This is a genomic window from Qipengyuania aestuarii, assembly GCF_019711535.1.
Taxonomy (GTDB): Bacteria; Pseudomonadota; Alphaproteobacteria; order Sphingomonadales; family Sphingomonadaceae; genus Qipengyuania; species Qipengyuania aestuarii.
The window spans coordinates 378,160-393,862 of record NZ_JAIGNP010000003.1; the positions used below are offsets into that span (position 1 = coordinate 378,160).

General features: G+C 62.4%; 17 protein-coding genes. 8 read left to right on the forward strand and 9 right to left on the reverse strand.

Annotated elements, in window-relative coordinates; translation table 11 throughout:
* The first annotated feature begins 58 nt into the window (after nucleotides 1–58).
* Complete coding sequence (locus K3175_RS11575; RefSeq protein WP_221543538.1) at nucleotides 59–1,609, forward strand: catalase; 1,551 nt, start codon at nucleotides 59–61, stop codon at nucleotides 1,607–1,609.
* A gap of 22 nt (nucleotides 1,610–1,631) precedes the next feature.
* Here the strand turns inward: K3175_RS11575 and K3175_RS11580 are convergent, their stop codons facing one another.
* A complete protein-coding gene (locus K3175_RS11580) occupies nucleotides 1,632–2,552 on the reverse strand; it encodes a LytTR family DNA-binding domain-containing protein (RefSeq protein WP_247710874.1) in 921 nt (306 codons plus the stop codon).
* 56 nt (nucleotides 2,553–2,608) lie between these two features.
* On the opposite strand from K3175_RS11580, the gene K3175_RS11585 reads away from it, so the two are divergent.
* Both K3175_RS11585 and K3175_RS11590 read left to right on the forward strand, forming a co-directional pair.
* Nucleotides 2,609–3,148 carry a DUF2306 domain-containing protein gene (locus tag K3175_RS11585; RefSeq protein WP_221543539.1) on the forward strand — a complete coding sequence of 180 codons (540 nt, stop codon included), beginning with the start codon at nucleotides 2,609–2,611 and terminating at the stop codon, nucleotides 3,146–3,148.
* Nucleotides 3,149–3,202: 54 nt separating this feature from the next.
* Complete coding sequence (locus K3175_RS11590; protein WP_221543540.1) at nucleotides 3,203–3,817, forward strand: Pr6Pr family membrane protein; 615 nt, start codon at nucleotides 3,203–3,205, stop codon at nucleotides 3,815–3,817.
* Here the strand turns inward: K3175_RS11590 and K3175_RS11595 are convergent.
* From K3175_RS11595 to K3175_RS11605, 3 genes are read right to left on the reverse strand one after another with little or no spacing between them, the layout of a single operon-like run.
* Nucleotides 3,798–4,367 (reverse strand): Smr/MutS family protein, encoded by a 570-nt coding sequence (locus K3175_RS11595; RefSeq protein WP_221543541.1) that lies wholly within the window; start codon nucleotides 4,365–4,367, stop codon nucleotides 3,798–3,800. The genes K3175_RS11590 and K3175_RS11595 overlap by 20 nt on opposite strands.
* A 22-nt stretch (nucleotides 4,368–4,389) precedes the next feature.
* Nucleotides 4,390–5,574, reverse strand: coding sequence for a murein transglycosylase A (mltA, locus tag K3175_RS11600; protein ID WP_221543542.1), 1,185 nt, complete (start codon nucleotides 5,572–5,574; stop codon nucleotides 4,390–4,392).
* Nucleotides 5,575–5,602: 28 nt separating this feature from the next.
* On the reverse strand, nucleotides 5,603–6,265 hold the full coding sequence (locus K3175_RS11605) for a Tim44/TimA family putative adaptor protein (RefSeq protein WP_221543543.1): 663 nt from the start codon (nucleotides 6,263–6,265) through the stop codon (nucleotides 5,603–5,605).
* A gap of 269 nt (nucleotides 6,266–6,534) precedes the next feature.
* Here K3175_RS11605 and secB point away from each other — a divergent pair, with 269 nt between their 5' ends.
* Genes secB through K3175_RS11625 form a run of 4 tightly spaced genes read left to right on the forward strand, consistent with a single transcriptional unit; the run spans nucleotide 6,535 to nucleotide 10,491 of the window.
* Entirely contained in the window at nucleotides 6,535–7,068 is a 534-nt protein-coding gene (gene secB, locus K3175_RS11610; protein ID WP_221543544.1) for a protein-export chaperone SecB, read from the forward strand.
* A gap of 28 nt (nucleotides 7,069–7,096) precedes the next feature.
* Nucleotides 7,097–8,740, forward strand: coding sequence for a murein biosynthesis integral membrane protein MurJ (gene murJ / locus K3175_RS11615; RefSeq protein WP_221543545.1), 1,644 nt, complete (start codon nucleotides 7,097–7,099; stop codon nucleotides 8,738–8,740).
* Between the two features lie 4 nt (nucleotides 8,741–8,744).
* Entirely contained in the window at nucleotides 8,745–9,761 is a 1,017-nt protein-coding gene (gene trpS, locus K3175_RS11620) for a tryptophan--tRNA ligase (RefSeq protein WP_221543546.1), read from the forward strand.
* Entirely contained in the window at nucleotides 9,748–10,491 is a 744-nt protein-coding gene (locus tag K3175_RS11625) for a CPBP family intramembrane glutamic endopeptidase (RefSeq protein ID WP_221543547.1), read from the forward strand. Before trpS ends, K3175_RS11625 begins: the two co-directional genes overlap by 14 nt.
* On the opposite strand, the gene K3175_RS11630 is transcribed toward K3175_RS11625, so the two are convergent.
* The 4 genes from K3175_RS11630 to K3175_RS11645 all read right to left on the reverse strand — a co-directional run bounded on the left by K3175_RS11630 (nucleotide 10,488) and on the right by K3175_RS11645 (nucleotide 12,462).
* A complete protein-coding gene (locus K3175_RS11630; RefSeq protein WP_221543548.1) occupies nucleotides 10,488–10,835 on the reverse strand; it encodes a heavy metal-binding domain-containing protein in 348 nt (115 codons plus the stop codon). The two genes, K3175_RS11625 and K3175_RS11630, sit on opposite strands and share 4 nt — an antisense overlap.
* Before the next feature lie 53 nt (nucleotides 10,836–10,888).
* Nucleotides 10,889–11,761: an SDR family oxidoreductase gene (locus K3175_RS11635; RefSeq protein ID WP_221543549.1), complete on the reverse strand. Its 873-nt coding sequence runs from the start codon at nucleotides 11,759–11,761 to the stop codon at nucleotides 10,889–10,891.
* Between the two features lie 71 nt (nucleotides 11,762–11,832).
* On the reverse strand, nucleotides 11,833–12,069 hold the full coding sequence (locus tag K3175_RS11640; protein ID WP_160608848.1) for a DUF2312 domain-containing protein: 237 nt from the start codon (nucleotides 12,067–12,069) through the stop codon (nucleotides 11,833–11,835).
* An 81-nt stretch (nucleotides 12,070–12,150) separates the two neighbouring features.
* Nucleotides 12,151–12,462: a DUF1244 domain-containing protein gene (locus tag K3175_RS11645; protein ID WP_221544125.1), complete on the reverse strand. Its 312-nt coding sequence runs from the start codon at nucleotides 12,460–12,462 to the stop codon at nucleotides 12,151–12,153.
* Between the two features lie 49 nt (nucleotides 12,463–12,511).
* On the opposite strand from K3175_RS11645, the gene pyk reads away from it, so the two are divergent.
* A complete protein-coding gene (gene pyk / locus K3175_RS11650) occupies nucleotides 12,512–13,966 on the forward strand; it encodes a pyruvate kinase (protein ID WP_221543550.1) in 1,455 nt (484 codons plus the stop codon).
* On the opposite strand, the gene K3175_RS11655 is transcribed toward pyk, so the two are convergent.
* Nucleotides 13,967–15,676 (reverse strand): SulP family inorganic anion transporter, encoded by a 1,710-nt coding sequence (locus tag K3175_RS11655; protein WP_221543551.1) that lies wholly within the window; start codon nucleotides 15,674–15,676, stop codon nucleotides 13,967–13,969. It abuts the gene before it with no gap.
* Nucleotides 15,677–15,703: the final 27 nt, after the last annotated feature.

A 15,703-nucleotide genomic window follows, 5' to 3' on the forward strand; every position in this document is an offset into this window, starting at 1 on the left:
AGGAACACGCCCGCATCTGACCCGTATTCAAGGCATCCCCCGAAAAAAGGCGCGCGACATGGCAAACGGCAAAATTCCCCCCACCACCACCGATGCTGGCATCCCGGCACAGAGCGACGAGCATTCCCTCACTCTCGGCCGTGACGGTCCGATCGTTCTCAACGATCACTACCTCATCGAGCAGATGGCCAATTTCAACCGCGAGCGCATTCCCGAACGGCAGCCGCATGCCAAGGGTTCGGGCGCTTTCGGCTATTTCGAGACCACGGCTGACGTGTCGAAATATACTAAGGCAAAGGTCTTCCAGAAGGGCGTGAAGACCGACACGGCCATGCGCTTTTCGACCGTGGCGGGCGAACGTGGCAGCCCTGATACCTGGCGCGATCCGCGCGGCTTCTCGGTCAAGTTCTACACCGAAGACGGCAATTTCGACATGGTCGGCAACAACACGCCGATCTTCTTCATCCGCGATCCGCTGAAATTCCAGCACTTCATCCGCAGCCAGAAGCGCCGCGCCGACAATGGCCTGCGCGATCACGACATGATGTGGGATTTCTGGACGTTGAGCCCCGAAAGCGCGCACCAGGTCACCTATCTCATGGGCGATCGCGGCGTGCCGAAGAACTGGCGCGAGATGAACGGTTACGGCAGCCATACCTACATGCTGATCAACGATGACGGCGAGAAGTTCTGGGTCAAGTTCCACTTCATGACCGATGTCGGCGAGATGAGCGGCAACGCCCACCTCACGCAGGACGAGGCCGTGAAGAAGGCGGGCGAGGATAGCGACTATCACCGGCGCGACCTGTTCGATGCGATCCACAAGGGCGATTATCCCAGCTGGACGCTGAAATGGCAGATCATGCCTTACGAGGACGCGAAGACCTATCGCATCAACCCCTTCGATCTGACGAAGACCTGGCCGCACAGCGACTATCCGCTGATCGAAGTCGGCAAGCTGGTGCTGAACGAAAACCCGGTCGACTGGGACACCGAGATCGAACAGCTCGCGTTCGAGCCAAACAACATGGTCCCCGGCATCGGCCTGTCGCCCGACAAGATGCTGCTGGCTCGCGGCTTCTCCTATGCCGATGCGCACCGCCACAGGCTGGGTGTCAATTACAAGCAGATCCCGGTGAATTCGGCGAAGAATGCCAAGGTCAATTCCTACTCCCGCGCAGGCGCAATGCGGGTAACGAATTCGGTCGATCCGGTATACGCGCCCAATTCCTACGGCGGCCCCGCTGCCCAGCCGGAAGTGGGCGGTGAGGCGACCTGGCACGCCGATGGCGACATGGTCCGCATGGCGTATACGCTGCGCGAGGACGATGACGATGTCAGTCAGCCCCGCGCCCTGATCAACGATGTGATGGACGATGCCCAGCGCGACCGCCTCGTATCGAACGTCGCAGGCCATCTGGCAGACGGGGTAAGCGAAAAGGTGCTGGTACGCGCTTTCGATTACTGGAAAGCCATCGACCAGACGATCGGCGAGCGGATCGAAAAGATGGTCCGTGACAAGATCGGCGGCAAATCCGACGCACCGGGCATGGCGAGCGCGCTCTCCATTGGCGGCGAAGGCAGCGCCATGAAAGAAGCTGCCGAATAAGTGAAAGCGGGCGCGGCTGGCGTTAAAACCAGCCGCGCTCTTTCAGCAGCGACACGTTGGCACGGCTGACCGGTGCCTCGATGCCATTGTCGAGCACCAGCCGCACATTGCGGCCTTCGCGCTTCACATCCATTACCGATCCGCGCGCGACCCACCAGCTGCGGTGGACCTGCTCGCCCTCCATCCCGCCCAATTCCGCCACGGCGTCACGCATGCGCATGAGAACAAGTTCGCTGCCCAAGGCAGTATGCGCGCGAACGTAGTGATCTTCCATTTCAAGCGCGATGAGCTGGCTGCCGAGTTCCGGAGACAGCCGGTCGGTGAAGCGCAAGCTGGCTACAGGTTCAGCCTCACGCACCTCCCCATCTGTCGGCGCTATCTGGGGCGGGACTGCGGGCTCGGCCGCATGCGGTTCAATCATCCGCGTCGCCGGGATGAGATTGAACATCAGCGTGACCACTGCGCCGACGAGGGCAACCAGGCAATAATGGACAAGGGCCGTTTCAAATGTCGGCGTGCGGACGGCTCCGCCTCCAGCATTCACGACCCAGACCAGGCAGGCCATGGGCACCGAGGCAATCAGCACGGCGGCTGCCCACAAAGGAAGCGTTGGCAGGGCGAGTAGGGGTCCGAGCCGCAGCACGATCGCTCCGATCGGCTTGTAGAATGCATAGCCTGAAACCGCCAGCACCACCCAATAGGTGATCCGGGCGGGAACCGACATGCCGACCGTGCCCAGAGGAGCCAGCAGGCCGAGCACCACGCCGATGGCGACCAATACCGACAGGTCGATCACGATCTGGCGCGCACGCATGGCGGCCGGTCCTGGCACATTCGCTGTCATCGGGACCGAGCCTAGCGCCAGTTCGCGCTTCGTAAAGTGGCATTCATCCGTAAATCCGCGCAATTGGCGAAGCAGCGGGCCAGAAGGCGTAAGCCCCATTGCCCGCGAATGGGCGTGCGTGAGAACCGTTTCCGCAACCGTCACGGAGACAGACAATGACCGCCATCGCCCTACCTTTCAGCAAAAGCGCCGCTGCTGCGAAATCCAGCTTCGATCTTGGACCGATCGCCAGATCGCTGGTCGGTGTGGCCTGCTTCACCATGAGCTTTCTGGTGCTGATCGCTCTGGGCCGGGCAGCGCTGGGACTGGTCGACAATTTGCATCACTATGCCAAGCTGCCCATACTGATCCACGTCGCCACGGTGCTCCCGGCCATCCCGCTTGGGGGCTATCTCCTGCTGGCGAAGAAGGGCACTCCGCGGCACAAGCAGCTGGGCAAGCTCTGGCTCGTCCTGATGCTGGTTACGGCGACCAGCGCCATTTTCATCCAGTCGACCGGCGGCTTCAGCTTCATCCATATCTTCGTGCCGGTGACTTTTCACGCCGCGTGGAAGACGATCGCGACTGCCCGCAAAGGCGATATTGCCGGCCACAAGAAGCATCTCGTGTTCACCTATCTCACCGCGCTGATGATCCCGGGCATCTTCGCCTTCGTCCTGCCGGGCCGCCTGATGAACGTCATGCTGCTGGGCTGATCGGAGCGGGAGCGGGATGCTGGCAATGCGGGCACGGTGCGCTAGACAGGCGGAATGTACCCCTACTATCCGTACCCCGCCCGCATCCTGGCCGGCATCATTTCGGCCATCGCGATCCTTTCGCTCGCCGCGCAGTCGATCGGCAATATCGAGCGAGACGGATCACTGATCGAAGGATGGAGCGCAATGCTGCGCTTCTTCACGATCTGGGGCAATCTTGCCTCGGCAGTGGCATTTGCCTGGATCGCATGGCGCGGCCGGATCGAGCCGCGCATTCCCTTTGCGCTTGCGGCCGCGCTGGTGATCATCGCGGCGGTCTATCACCTGCTCCTCGCCTCCATGCATCATCCCGAAGGTCTGGATTGGTGGACGAACATTGCGCACCATACGCTGGTCCCGGCAGGCGGGATATTGTGGTGGCTGCTGTTTTCGAAGGACCAATTGGCGGGCTGGCGTTCGCTTCCCATCGTCATGCTGGTGCCGCTGATCTACTGCGCGTTCGCCCTGATCAATGGCGCGGTGACCGGATTCTATCCCTATTTCTTCCTCGACCGGAGCACACTCGGTCTCAGCGCGGTCCTCGTGAACATGGCGGGGCTGGCGATCCTGTTCATGGCAGTCGCCGCAGCCTTGCTGGCGCTGCGGAAGATTATCCGCGTTCGCGCCTGAGAACGATATAAAGCGCGCCTTCGCCGCCGTGCCTGATGTGGGCGCGGCGGACCGCGGCGATGGCGGAATGGTGGCTCGACGCGGCGAGCCAGTCCAGCACCTTGGCGCGAATGGCGCCCCGTGTATGCCCACGGTCTGCCGGATCGACGGGGCGCGGCTTGCCTGTCACCAGCAGGATCGTGCGCGCGCCCATCGCGCGGGCCTGAGCGACCCCGCTCATCAACCGGTTATAGGCGGCATCGAGGCCGTGCCCGTGAAGATCCAGCGTGAAGTCCGGCTGCACCGCACCCGACCGCATCCGCTTGTCCCATCCAGCATCGAGCGTGTTGCGCGTGGCATCGATCTGCTTGGGCGCGGGTTTGGGAACGGGGACCTGGCGCACCTGCTTCATGACCGCCTTGCGCGGCTGCGGTTGCCGCTTGGGCGGAGCGGCGGCCTTGGGTAGCGGCATCGGACTGGGAGCTTTGGCCGGATGCAGCCGGTCGACCGTTGCGGCGACCTTTTCCCACGCTTCCGCCTCGTCCGCCGAAAGGCCCCGCGGCGCGCTCATGGGGCGGACCCGAAGCGCGCGGTCATTGCTGGAGGCGCGCGAGCGTCCCCTTGGGAAGCAGCAGATAGGCCATGCCGCGCCCGCTCATGCCCCCGGCGATTTCGCTCGCATCGCCGCCATTGCCCCAGAAAGTGTCGAAGCGGTTCGCGCCCTTGATCGCGCCGCCGGTATCCTGCGCGATCCACAGACCGTCGGCCACGTCGCGGTCGAGGTCGAGCCAGACCGGCGCGCCGTAAGGAACGAAGTTGGGGTCCACAGCCACGCTGTCCCCCCGCTTGACCGGCACTTCAAGCGAGCCGAGCGGACCATCGGTGTCGAGCGGGCGGAAGAAGATCCAGCTCTTGTTGAGGTTCATGATCTCCGCGCCCTTTTGGGGGTTGTCGCGGATAAACTGGACGATGCCCTGCATGGAGGTGGCGTAGGGCGTACCGTCGCCGATCAGCCCCTGCTCACGCATCACGCGGCCGATGCCGACATATTCGCGGCCATTCTGACCCGCATAGCCGATGCGCATCACGCTGCCGTCGGTCATGCGCAGCAGGCCGCTGCCCTGGATCTGCAGGAAGAAGAATTCGACCGGATCGGCTGCCCACGCAATCACCGGAACCTTGCCGTCCAATGCACCCTCGACGATCTGCGAACGCTCGTAATAGCGCACGAACTTGCCGCTTTCGTCATATCGGCCGAGGGGGGCGCGCCCGCTGCGCTCGCTTTCGGGAATGTCGTCGGGCCAGCCGCGCACCAGATCTTCCGGCATGGCATAGATCGGGACGTCGTACCCCGGCGCCGGCGTCCGGCTGCCAAGAATTTCGGGTTCGAAATAGCCAGTTGCGAACGCCTTGCCATCGCCGACGATGACGGTCTCGAACTGTGCGCTGAAAAAATCTGCCGCCGGGCCGGACCAGTTTTCCGCGGCTGCGCACGGTGCCTGCCAATCCACCCGGCGCGTCAGGCCGCTGACATCGTCGCGAAACAGAATCTTGCTGCAGGAGGCGCGAAAAGCCGTGAGCGCGGAGGACGCATCGAAGCTCTGGAACGGCATGGTCTCGATCGCCGGACCCGGAGAAAGCGTGGCGGCCAGAGCATTGTCAGCGGGGATTGCCGGAGGCGGCTCGACCGCGCCCGTATCCAGCGGCGGGCGTGCACCTGGAACTGCGGCGCATCCCGCTAGGCTGAAGGCTGCAACCAGCCCGGCGAGAAAACGCATCTAACCCTCCGAAGTCGAATAGCGGGCGTCAGCCCTGATCGGTTTCGTCCAGCACCCAGTTCGGGTCGCGCGAATCGACATTGCGGCTGAATGTCCAGATGTCGCGGCTTTCCACCGCATCATCGAGCGATCCGGCGACGACATTGCCGTCCTTGTCGCGGGTGAGCGAGGCGATGTCGGATACGAACAGAACCGAGATGCGCGCCGTGCGCCTGTCCAGCTCGGCCGAATGAATGGTCGCATCCTCGATGCGGATCAGGCGGTTCTCGAGGGTTTCGCCCGCTGCCTGCCGCGCGTCGATCGCGCCGGAGAAGCCGGCATACACATCGTCATCGGTCAATTCGCGGAGCGTTTCCTTGTCGCCCTTCCAGAAGGCTTCGAGGATCATGCCGTAAGCCGCCTTCGCCCCTTCGAGGAAAGCCAGCAGATCGAAGCGCTGGTCGGCGCTCGCAATCGCGCGGATCGCGCTTTCATTCTCGGACGAGGCATTGTCCACACCGCGCAGTGTCACCGGCTCCCTGACCGGCGCGGCGCCGCGATCGAGCGCCGATGGCGCGCCCTTGGCGTCCGGCGCGTCGAAGCGGCGGTGCACAGGCTCTTCCTCATGCTCCGACCGCTGGCCGAGCACGGAATAGAGGCGCAGCCCCAGAAAGGCTGCAATGGCGGCGAGGATGACGATCTCGGTGATCACAAAAACAAGTCCAATCAGTATTCTCTCCTGCCTACGCACCGTAGCGTCGGCAGTTCCGTCCTACCTGCCCTAGATAGGGTCGAATTACAAACGGGCAATGTCGGACGGATGCCCTGATGCACCGCGTTTGCGCCGGATCGTGCCCGCTGCGCAGGCTCATTGCTCCCCGCCCGGTCAGGTGCTAGGCGCGCGCCGAACCGGTCGGAGAGCGCATCAAGCCATTCTTCCGACTCCGATGATTCGATCTGCAGAAGAAGTGATACGCGAACATGGCCGAAGAAAACGACGTACTGACCGATCTCAACATGGATCCCGCAGCCGGCGGCAACGGTGCGGACAATCGCCCGACGGTTGGTCTCATCAACCAGTACATCAAGGATCTTTCGGTCGAGAACCCGAACGCACCCGGCAGCTACCAGTGGCAGGAACAGCCCCGTGTCGACGTTCAGGTGAACATCGGCGCCGACAAGGTGAGCGAAGAAGTCACTGAAGTCGAACTGAAGGTTACTGTCCGCGCCGATGGCGACCAAGGCAATTTCTACCTCGTCGAGCTCGCCTATTGCGGCCTCGTCGGCATGCGCAACGTACCAGACGAACACGCCCATGCCTTCCTGTTCGCAGAAGCGCCGCGCCTGCTTTTCCCTTTCGCCCGCGCGATCATTTCCGACGCGGTACGCGATGCCGGTTTCCCGCCGCTCTTGCTCGACCCGATGGATTTTGGCGCGCTATATCAGCAGCAGCTTCAGGCCCGTGCGGCACAGCAGGGTGGTGAAGACGTCCCTGCACCGACCGGCAACGCCTAATCGGCCAGATCAGGGAACAGGCTAGGCCATGAGCCTGCTCAAAAATGTCGGCACGATCGGCTCACTCACCATGGTGAGCCGCGTTGCCGGCATGGCGCGCGAGATGATCTTCAGCCGCGTATTGGGCGCCAATGGCGTGACCGACGCGTGGTTCCAAGCCTTCATCATCCCCAACGTCTTCCGCCGCCTGTTTGCGGAAGGCGCGTTTTCGGCGGCCTTCGTACCCATGTTCTCCAAGCGCCTTCACGGCGAAGGGGGCATAGAAGACGCGCGCAGTTTTTCCGACGACGTGCTGAGCATTTTCCTGCCGGTGCTGATCGTGGTCTGCGCCGTCATGATGCTGGCCATGCCGTGGGTAATCTGGGCGCTGGGCGACCAGGCCCGTGATCCGGTGAATTTCGACATGGAAGTCGATTTCGCGCAGATCATGTTCCCCTATATCTTGCTGGTGAGCCTGGTGACGCTGTTCACCGGCATGCTGAATTCGGTCAGTCGCTTCGCGCCGGGCGCCAGCTTTCCGATCCTGCTGAATGTCACGCTGATCGCGGGCTTGCTGTTCGGCGATTATGCGATGAACGAATGGGGCTGGACCACGCGCCAGGTCGGGTACAGCCAGGCCTGGGCAGTCACGATCGGCGGAATGATCCAGCTTGCCTGGCTGTATTACTGGACGCGGGTTGAAGGGTTTCGCCCCAAGCTGCTCTGGCCGCGCATCACCCCGGAGGTGAAACGCCTGTCGATCATTGCGCTGCCAGCGGCGATCGGCGGTGGCGCCTACCAGCTGAATACGCTGGTCCAGCTCTATTTCCTCAACCAGCTCGACAGCGGTTCGATCAGCTACATGAACTATGCCGATCGCCTCAACCAGCTGCCCCTGGGGATCATCGGGATCGCCCTGTCGACCGCCATCCTGCCGACGCTGTCGAAATTCGTCGGGGCCAAGAACAGGGAAGGCACCGACCGGGTGCAGTCCGACGCCATCGAACTGTCGATGCTGCTGACCCTGCCCGCCGCGGTGGCGCTTGCGGTATGCGCCGTGCCGTTCACCACCATGCTGTTCCAGGGCGGCGCATTCTCGGTCGAACAGGCGCGGCTGACCGGCAATGTGCTGGCGGCCCTCGTCCTCGGCCTGCCCGCCTATGTGCTGGTAAAGGTGCTGGTGCCCAATTTCTACGCCCGTTCTGATACGCGAACGCCGGTCTACGCAGCCTTTATCTCGCTCGTCGTTTTCCTCGCGGTCTGTATCTGGAACAACGGGATGAACCTTGGCGGCCGCAGCGAGTGGCTGGGTTACGCAATCGACCTCCCCCGCCTTCAGTTCGCAGGGCTGGGTTACGGCGTGGTCGGAATCGGTTTTGCCAGCGTGATCGGCGCATGGATCAATGTGGGCTATCTGTACTGGGTGCTGGTCAGGCGCGGATATTACACGATCCCGCTCGCCCTTGTCGGACGGCTCGCCCGGCAGCTGATCGCTGCCGCCGCGATGGGCGCCGCCTTGTGGTTTGCCCGCGATTTGCTAACCGGCTGGTACTCTGCCGGATTGTTCGCACGCGCGGGCGCTCTTATCGTCCTCGTGCTGTGTTCGGCCGCAGTCTATTTCGGCGTGGCCTTCCTGGTCGGCGCGATCGACAGGCAGCGGATCGTTGCCTTCACCAAGAAGAGAGCTCCATAATTCCATGCGCGTAGTCTCCGGCATCCAGCCCACCGGCAATCTCCACCTCGGCAATTACCTCGGGGCGATCCGCAACTGGGTGCGGATGCAGGACGAGATGGGGGATGGAGAGCAGTGCCTGTTCTTCCTGGCCGATCTGCATGCCATTTCCATGCCGCATGACCCGGCCGAATTGCGCAAGGGCACGCTGGAGATGGCGGCCGCCCTCGTCGCGTGCGGCATCGATCCGGCAAAGAGCGTATTGTTCAATCAGGCACAGGTCCCGCAGCACGCCGAATTGCAGTGGCTGCTCGGCGGGACGGCTCGCATGGGTTGGCTCAACCGCATGACGCAGTGGAAGGACAAGGCTGGCAAGAACCGCGAAGGCCAGTCGGTCGCGCTGTTTACCTATCCCGTGCTGCAGGCCGCCGACGTGCTGCTGTACCAGGCGACGCATGTTCCAGTGGGCGAGGATCAGAAGCAGCATCTCGAACTGGCGCGCGATATCGCCCAGAAGTTCAACAATGATTTCGCCTCGGAAGAGGCCCCGGTCTTCACCCTGCCCGACCCCATCGTTCCGCCGCAGGCCGCACGCATCATGTCGCTGCGCGACGGCTTGGCCAAGATGAGCAAGTCCGATCCTTCGGAAATGAGCCGGATCAACCTTGCCGATGACGCCGACACGATCATGAAAAAGGTCAAGAAGGCCAAGACCGATCCGGAAGCGCTGCCGGGCGAGGAAGCCGGGCTGGCCGGACGCCCCGAAGCGTTGAATCTGGTCACGATCTACGCTGCCTTGACCGAAGGCAGTGTGGAAACCGTCCTCAAGGATTTCGGGGGCGAAGGCTTCGGCAAGTTCAAGCCCGCCTTGGGCGAAGTGATGGTGGAAAGCCTACGCCCGATCTCCGAGCGCTTCACCGCATTGCTGGAAGACCGCGAGGCACTGGACGCCATCCTTGCCCGCGGCGCATCGCAAGCTCGCGAAATCGCAGTGCCGACGCTCGAGAAGACATACGAGTCCCTGGGCCTTGTACGCGGCTGACAATAGTCAGCTCCTGCCAGTCAAAGAGGTCGTATCGAAGACTTACAGCGAACTCCTGTCTTTCGTCCGCTCACCGGTTCCGCCTGTCGGGCGCCAACCGCTTGGGCGGACAAGAACCATCGCACTCCTTACCGTCCTCGGGATCGATATCGGAATTGTTGCGGTCTTCCTGATCGCCATGTTCAGTGCAGAAGCGGCTGGGGCAGCATTTCCGGCTACCCCAGACTTCGGGATCAGCCCGCTCTTCCTATTCCTATTCGCCACGACGGTCGCGCCGGTGCTCGAAGAAGTAATATTTCGCGGCTGGCTTAGCGGACGCAAAGCTGACCTCGAATTCGCGGGGACGATACTGGGTCTCGCCGCGATTGCGTTCGCTGGCTTTGCCTTGTTTTCCGGAGACGCAATCGCCTGGCTTTCGGTCTTCGCCATTGGCGCGGTAGCAGCTTTGTTACGATGGGGGGTTCGCCGAAAAACTCACCAGGCGATGCCGGGCTGGTTCGCTCGCCATTACGCCAAGATCGTCTATCTGAGTTCCCTAGCTTTCGGCGCCGTTCACCTGACGAATTACGACACCTTCTCCGCAATTCATTTAGTGATGGTTCTTCCGCAGACGATAGGCGGAGTACTCTTGGCATTCACGCGCACGAAGTTGGGCCTAAATGCCTCGATAGTCCAGCACGCCCTCTTCAACGCGTTGGTTTTCGGCGCAGATACTGCCTTTGCCAGTTAAACGTTAACGGCGGTCCCGCTCGCCGAAACCATCAGCATCGAGCCAGTGTCACCGATGACCTCATAGTCGAGATCGACGCCGACGACGGCATTGCCACCGCGAGTCGCCGCTTCGGCCTGCAATTCCTCGATCGCCTGTTCGCGGGCATCGCGCAGGATGCGTTCGTAGCTCCCCGAACGCCCTCCGACGATATCGCGGATATTGGCGAAAAGGTCGCGAAACAGGTTCGCGCCCACGATTACTTCACCGGTGACGATGCCGAGATAATCCTGAATGGGCCGCCCTTCGATGGTGGGCGTGGTGGTCACGATGACGCCGCGCGCGTCCTTCCAGGGTCCGGGCATTCCAATCTCCAATCATCTACTGTATTAATAGCATACCACGCCTGCTGCGTGGATCAACCGTTGATGATCATCCCGCCATTGGGATGGAGGACCTGTCCGGACATGTAGGAGCTGTCCTCGCAGGCAAGAAACAGGAAGGACGGAGCCACCTCATTGGGTTCGCCGGGCCGCCCCATCGGTGTGTCCTCGCCGAAGTCGTCCATATTCTCGGGCGGTTGCCCGCCCATGGGGTTGAGCGGCGTCCAGATCGGGCCCGGGGCCACTGCATTCACACGGATACCCTCGCCTACAAGATTTTCCGACAGCGACCGGGTGAACGCAGTGATTGCTCCCTTGGTAGAACTGTAATCGAGGAGGATGGCGGCGCCCTGATACATGGTGACGCTGGTGCAATTGATGATTGCCGCCCCTTTCTTCAGATGCGGACGGGCGGCCTGAGTCAGGTAAAACATCGAAAAGATGTTGGTCTGGAACGTGCGCTGCAGCTGTTCGACCGTGATATCGGTAATATCGTCATCGGGGTGCTGCTCGCCTGCGATATTGGCGAGGATATCGAGCTGGCCCCATTTGTCGATCACGCGGTCGATCAGCAGTTTGCAGCTGTCGGGACAGCCGAGATCGCTTTCGTGCAGCAAGGCCTCGCTGCCTTCCTGCTCGATCGCTTCCGCAGTGATCTTGGCGTCGTCGTTCTCCTCGAGATAGGCGATCGCCACCTTCGCGCCCTCGCGCGCGAACAGGACCGCGGTGGCGCGGCCGATGCCGCTGTCACCTCCGGTCACGATCGCCACCTTGCCTTTCAGCCGCCCCGATCCGGGATAGCGCGGCTGCCATTCGGGCTTGCGTTCAAGATCGGTCTCCGAACCCGGCATGCGGGGTTCTTCTGAGATTTCCTCAACAAATGCGGTTTTCACATTTTCGGTGGTCATGGGTGAAATCCTTTCACCCAACCAACCCGGTGGCCTGGCGCGGCGTTCCGTCGGTCCGCCGCAGCTTGGCCTCAACCCATGCCGAGCGCGGCCTTGTAGGTGTCGAGGATGGTTTCCTGCTCGCTGCGCTCATCGGGCTTCATCTTCCGCAGCTTGATGATCTGACGCATGATCTTCGTGTCGTATCCGACAGCCTTGGATTCGGCATAAACGTCACGGATATCGTCCGCGATGCCCTTCTTTTCCTCTTCGAGGCGCTCGATACGCTCGATCAGCAGGCGCAGGCGGTCGTCGGTGGCTTCGGCCATTTTCAGGAGTGCTCCAATGAAATGAGAATCGGTTGCCGGGTGCGATAGCCACCCACCCGGCCCGGGTGAAGGCGCTTGTGGTTACTCCACCCGATTTTTCGCGACGCTTTCCTTCATCCGCGCGAGCTGTTCGTCGGTCGCGGGGGTCTGGCGGGTCGCCTTCCATTCGTCCTGCGGCATTCCGTGAATCACTTCGCGCGCAGCGGCCTTGTCGCCGTCATAGCCTGCATCGATGATCCAGTCGGCCAGACAGTTGCGACAGAAGCCCGATAGACCCATCAGGTCGATATTCTGCGCATCGTGGCGATGCTGCAAATGGCGGACCAGGCGCCGGAAGGCGGCCGCCGCTACGTCATCGGGAAGTTGGTCGAGTGCGTTTGTATTCGTATCCATCGAAAGCTTGTCCTTGAGTTGCCACACGGCTCTGCCATAGGCGTTGTTCATGCAAAAGCTCGATCCGAGAGGCCGCAAGGTCAAAATCCTCGCCACTGTCGGCCCCGCCAGCCGGTCTCCCGAAATGCTCGCCCGCCTGTTCAAGGCCGGAGTAGACGCCTTCCGCGTCAATATGAGCCACGGCGAACATGGCGATCACGAACAGACGATCAAGGCGATCCGCCAGATGGAAAAGGATTTCCATCGTCCGATCGCCATCCTCGCCGATCTTCAGGGCCCCAAGCTGCGCGTCGGCAAGTTCAAGGATGGTCAGGCGGTGATCCGGCATTCTGGCCATTTCACGCTCGATCGCAATCCCGAGCCGGGCGATGAAACCCGAGTGCAGCTGCCGCATCCCGAACTGTTCGGCCTGCTCGAGAAGGGCCAGCGCCTACTCATCAACGATGGCAAGATCCGGCTGAAGGTCATCCGCGCCGACGAGAACGAAATCCTTTGCTCGGCCGAAGTCGGCGGCGTCATTTCCGATCGCAAGGGCGTGAACGTGCCCGATGCCGAAGTCCCGATCCCCGCACTGACCGACAAGGACCGCAAGGATCTTGCCTTCGCGATGCACCAGAATGTCGACTGGATCGGCTTGAGCTTCGTGCAGCGTCCTGAAGACCTTGCCGAAGCGCGCAAGCTGATGGGCGGCAAGGGCGCGCTATGCGCCAAGATCGAAAAGCCGATGGCGGTGCGCCGCCTCGACGAGATCATCGAGATGTCGGACGGCATCATGGTCGCCCGCGGGGATCTGGGCGTCGAGCTGGAACCGCAGGAAGTTCCGCCGCTCCAGAAGCAGATCGTCAACAAGGCGCGCACCGCCGGCAAGCCGGTCATCGTCGCCACGCAGATGCTCGAAAGCATGATCGAAAGCCCGGCCCCGACCCGGGCCGAAGTCTCCGACGTGGCGAATGCGGTCTATGACGGCGCCGACGCCGTGATGCTGAGCGCGGAAACCGCTGCGGGCGACTGGCCCGAAGAAGCGGTTACCATCATGCACCGCATCGCCAAGCAGGTTGAGCAGGACGAGGCCTATCTCGGCCGCGTGCGCTTCCTCGACACCCCGCCCGATCGCACCACCGCTGACGCGCTGGCGCACGCCTGCATGACCGTCGCCGACACAGTGGCCATCGAAGCAATCACCGTCTTCACCGGCAGCGGCTCCACTGCCCGCCGCGTGGCTCGCGAACGGCCCAGCGTGCCCATGCTGGTGCTCACGCCGAGCATGACGACGGCGCGCCGCCTAGGCCTGCTGTGGGGCGCCCATGCAGTGGCAACCAAGGACATCGGCAGCTTCGAAGAGATGATCGCCAAGGGCAAGCGCATGGCGCTTCGTCATGGGCTCGGCAGCGCCGGTTCGAAACTGATTGCGCTGGCCGGCGTCCCTTTCGGCACCCCCGGTTCGACCAATCTCATGCACGTCGTCACCGTGGCGGGTGACGAGCTGGAAAAGCACGGGGAATAATCAGGTCGGCGCGATATCCTCGTCGAGCTGAACGCCGCACCCTTCGAGGGCCTGCCCCACGGTCCGGTAAAAGCGGCAGACGTTGCTATCGAGCTTCTCCAAGATCTCAGCCACCGGTTCGTGAACGGCGGCGAAGTGCAGAGTGATGCCCATCGATTTGAGGCGCGTCACCATGCGCCTCAGCATGGAAAGACCGCTTGCGTCGATATCGTTCACCGCGCTCATGTCGAGCACCAGGCCTGTCACGCCGTCATGTTCTGCCAGCCGGTTGAAGACTTCTTCTTCGATATAGGCGGCATTGGCAAAATAGATTGACCGGTCGATCCTGACCACGAGATTCGGCAAGGTGGTCAGCTCGACCGCATCGCGCTCGATCGATCGAAAGCTCGCTCCCCCGTCGTCCGTGCCAACCCGCGTTACGCGCGGCACCGAGGAGAACCAGAGGAAATAGGCAAGCCCCAAAAGTGCCCCGATGGCGAGGCCGAACCGTACGCCGAGCAGTAATGTCGACAGGAATGACGCCCCGACGATAACCGCCTCGACCCGGTCATGGTCCCAGACCGCCCGAATTTCGCGCAGGTTGATCAGACCGAAAACCGCGCTGATCACCAAGGCGGCCAAGGCGGTCTTCGGCAGGTAGGCCAGCAGCGGAGCAAGAAGGAAAAGGACGGCCACGATGGCGAGCGACGCGATGATGGAAGTGAGCGGAGTGCGCCCGCCGCTATCGCCTGCCAGCGCCGAACGGCTGAGGCTGGCACCGACCGCATAGCCACCCGTGAGCGAGGCAGCGATATTGCCTGCCCCCAATGCCACCGCTTCCCGGCTCGTATCGAGATTGCTGCGATCTTCCCCGGCAAGCGCCTTGGCGACTGCAGTGGCAGTCACAAAAACGATGATGGCCACGGCCAGGCCGCTCGGCAACAAACCGATCCAGACGGAAGGTTCGGCAAAAGAACTGAAAAGATGCGGCAGCCCGCCGGACACAGCGTCTACCGTGGGCACTTTCGCCGGACTGGTCGCGGCGATCCAGCCTGCAATCACGATGACGAGCAGGGGGAGCGACTTTGCCAGGGCGAGCCGGAATGGCGGTTTGACTCCGATCTTCCAGAGAACGGCGGGCGCATAGCGATTGGCCAGCAACAGCGCCGTCAGCGCACCGGCGCCGATGGCCGCGGTGACTGGACGCAGCTGCTCCAAACCTTCCCCGAGTGCAGAGAGCGCTGAAGGGAGATTCCCCGCCCGCGGAACATCGATCCCGAGCAGCGTAGGCAGCTGGCTTGCCGCAATCAGGAACGCGGCTGCGGCAGTGAAGCCCAGCAGGACCGGTTCGCTGATGAAATTGACCAGCCTTCCCAGCCCGAAGCCGCCCAGAATGACCAGCAGGATACCCGCCTCGATACCGATGATTGCCGCCCCGACCTGCGGTTCGAGCGCCGCATTCCCGACAGCTTCGCTGATCACAAGCGATACCAGCGCCACCGGTCCCACCGAGACGAAGGGGCAGGTGCCGAAAAAGAAATACAGGACGGGAGGAGTCAGCGCTGCGAAGAGGCCCATCTGCGGCGGGAGCCCAGCCAGCTGAGCATAAGCCATGGCCTGCGGCACGAGCAGGATGGAAAGCACGAGGCCCGCGATGACATCCTTGCCGGCGCTCTGGGCACTGAACGCATCCAACCATCGTGTGGTAGGCACGAGTGCCTCGCCTGCCATGCGTCGCAATTCTCCTTCTGGGCGGTA

Excerpts from the sequence above, each read along its gene's own strand:
- K3175_RS11580 (WP_247710874.1), bottom strand. The coding sequence starts at position 2,552 with ATGGGGCTTACGCCTTCTGGCCCGCTGCTTCGCCAATTGCGCGGATTT.
- K3175_RS11595 (WP_221543541.1), bottom strand. The coding sequence starts at position 4,367 with ATGAGCGCGCCGCGGGGCCTTTCGGCGGACGAGGCGGAAGCGTGGGAA.
- K3175_RS11655 (WP_221543551.1), bottom strand. The coding sequence starts at position 15,676 with ATGGCAGGCGAGGCACTCGTGCCTACCACACGATGGTTGGATGCGTTC.
- murJ (WP_221543545.1), top strand. The coding sequence starts at position 7,097 with ATGAGCCTGCTCAAAAATGTCGGCACGATCGGCTCACTCACCATGGTG.
- K3175_RS11645 (WP_221544125.1), bottom strand. The coding sequence starts at position 12,462 with ATGGATACGAATACAAACGCACTCGACCAACTTCCCGATGACGTAGCG.
- K3175_RS11640 (WP_160608848.1), bottom strand. The coding sequence starts at position 12,069 with ATGGCCGAAGCCACCGACGACCGCCTGCGCCTGCTGATCGAGCGTATC.
- pyk (WP_221543550.1), top strand. The coding sequence starts at position 12,512 with ATGCAAAAGCTCGATCCGAGAGGCCGCAAGGTCAAAATCCTCGCCACT.
- mltA (WP_221543542.1), bottom strand. The coding sequence starts at position 5,574 with ATGCGTTTTCTCGCCGGGCTGGTTGCAGCCTTCAGCCTAGCGGGATGC.
- K3175_RS11585 (WP_221543539.1), top strand. The coding sequence starts at position 2,609 with ATGACCGCCATCGCCCTACCTTTCAGCAAAAGCGCCGCTGCTGCGAAA.
- K3175_RS11590 (WP_221543540.1), top strand. The coding sequence starts at position 3,203 with ATGTACCCCTACTATCCGTACCCCGCCCGCATCCTGGCCGGCATCATT.
- K3175_RS11630 (WP_221543548.1), bottom strand. The coding sequence starts at position 10,835 with ATGCCCGGACCCTGGAAGGACGCGCGCGGCGTCATCGTGACCACCACG.
- K3175_RS11635 (WP_221543549.1), bottom strand. The coding sequence starts at position 11,761 with ATGACCACCGAAAATGTGAAAACCGCATTTGTTGAGGAAATCTCAGAA.
- K3175_RS11575 (WP_221543538.1), top strand. The coding sequence starts at position 59 with ATGGCAAACGGCAAAATTCCCCCCACCACCACCGATGCTGGCATCCCG.
- secB (WP_221543544.1), top strand. The coding sequence starts at position 6,535 with ATGGCCGAAGAAAACGACGTACTGACCGATCTCAACATGGATCCCGCA.
- trpS (WP_221543546.1), top strand. The coding sequence starts at position 8,745 with ATGCGCGTAGTCTCCGGCATCCAGCCCACCGGCAATCTCCACCTCGGC.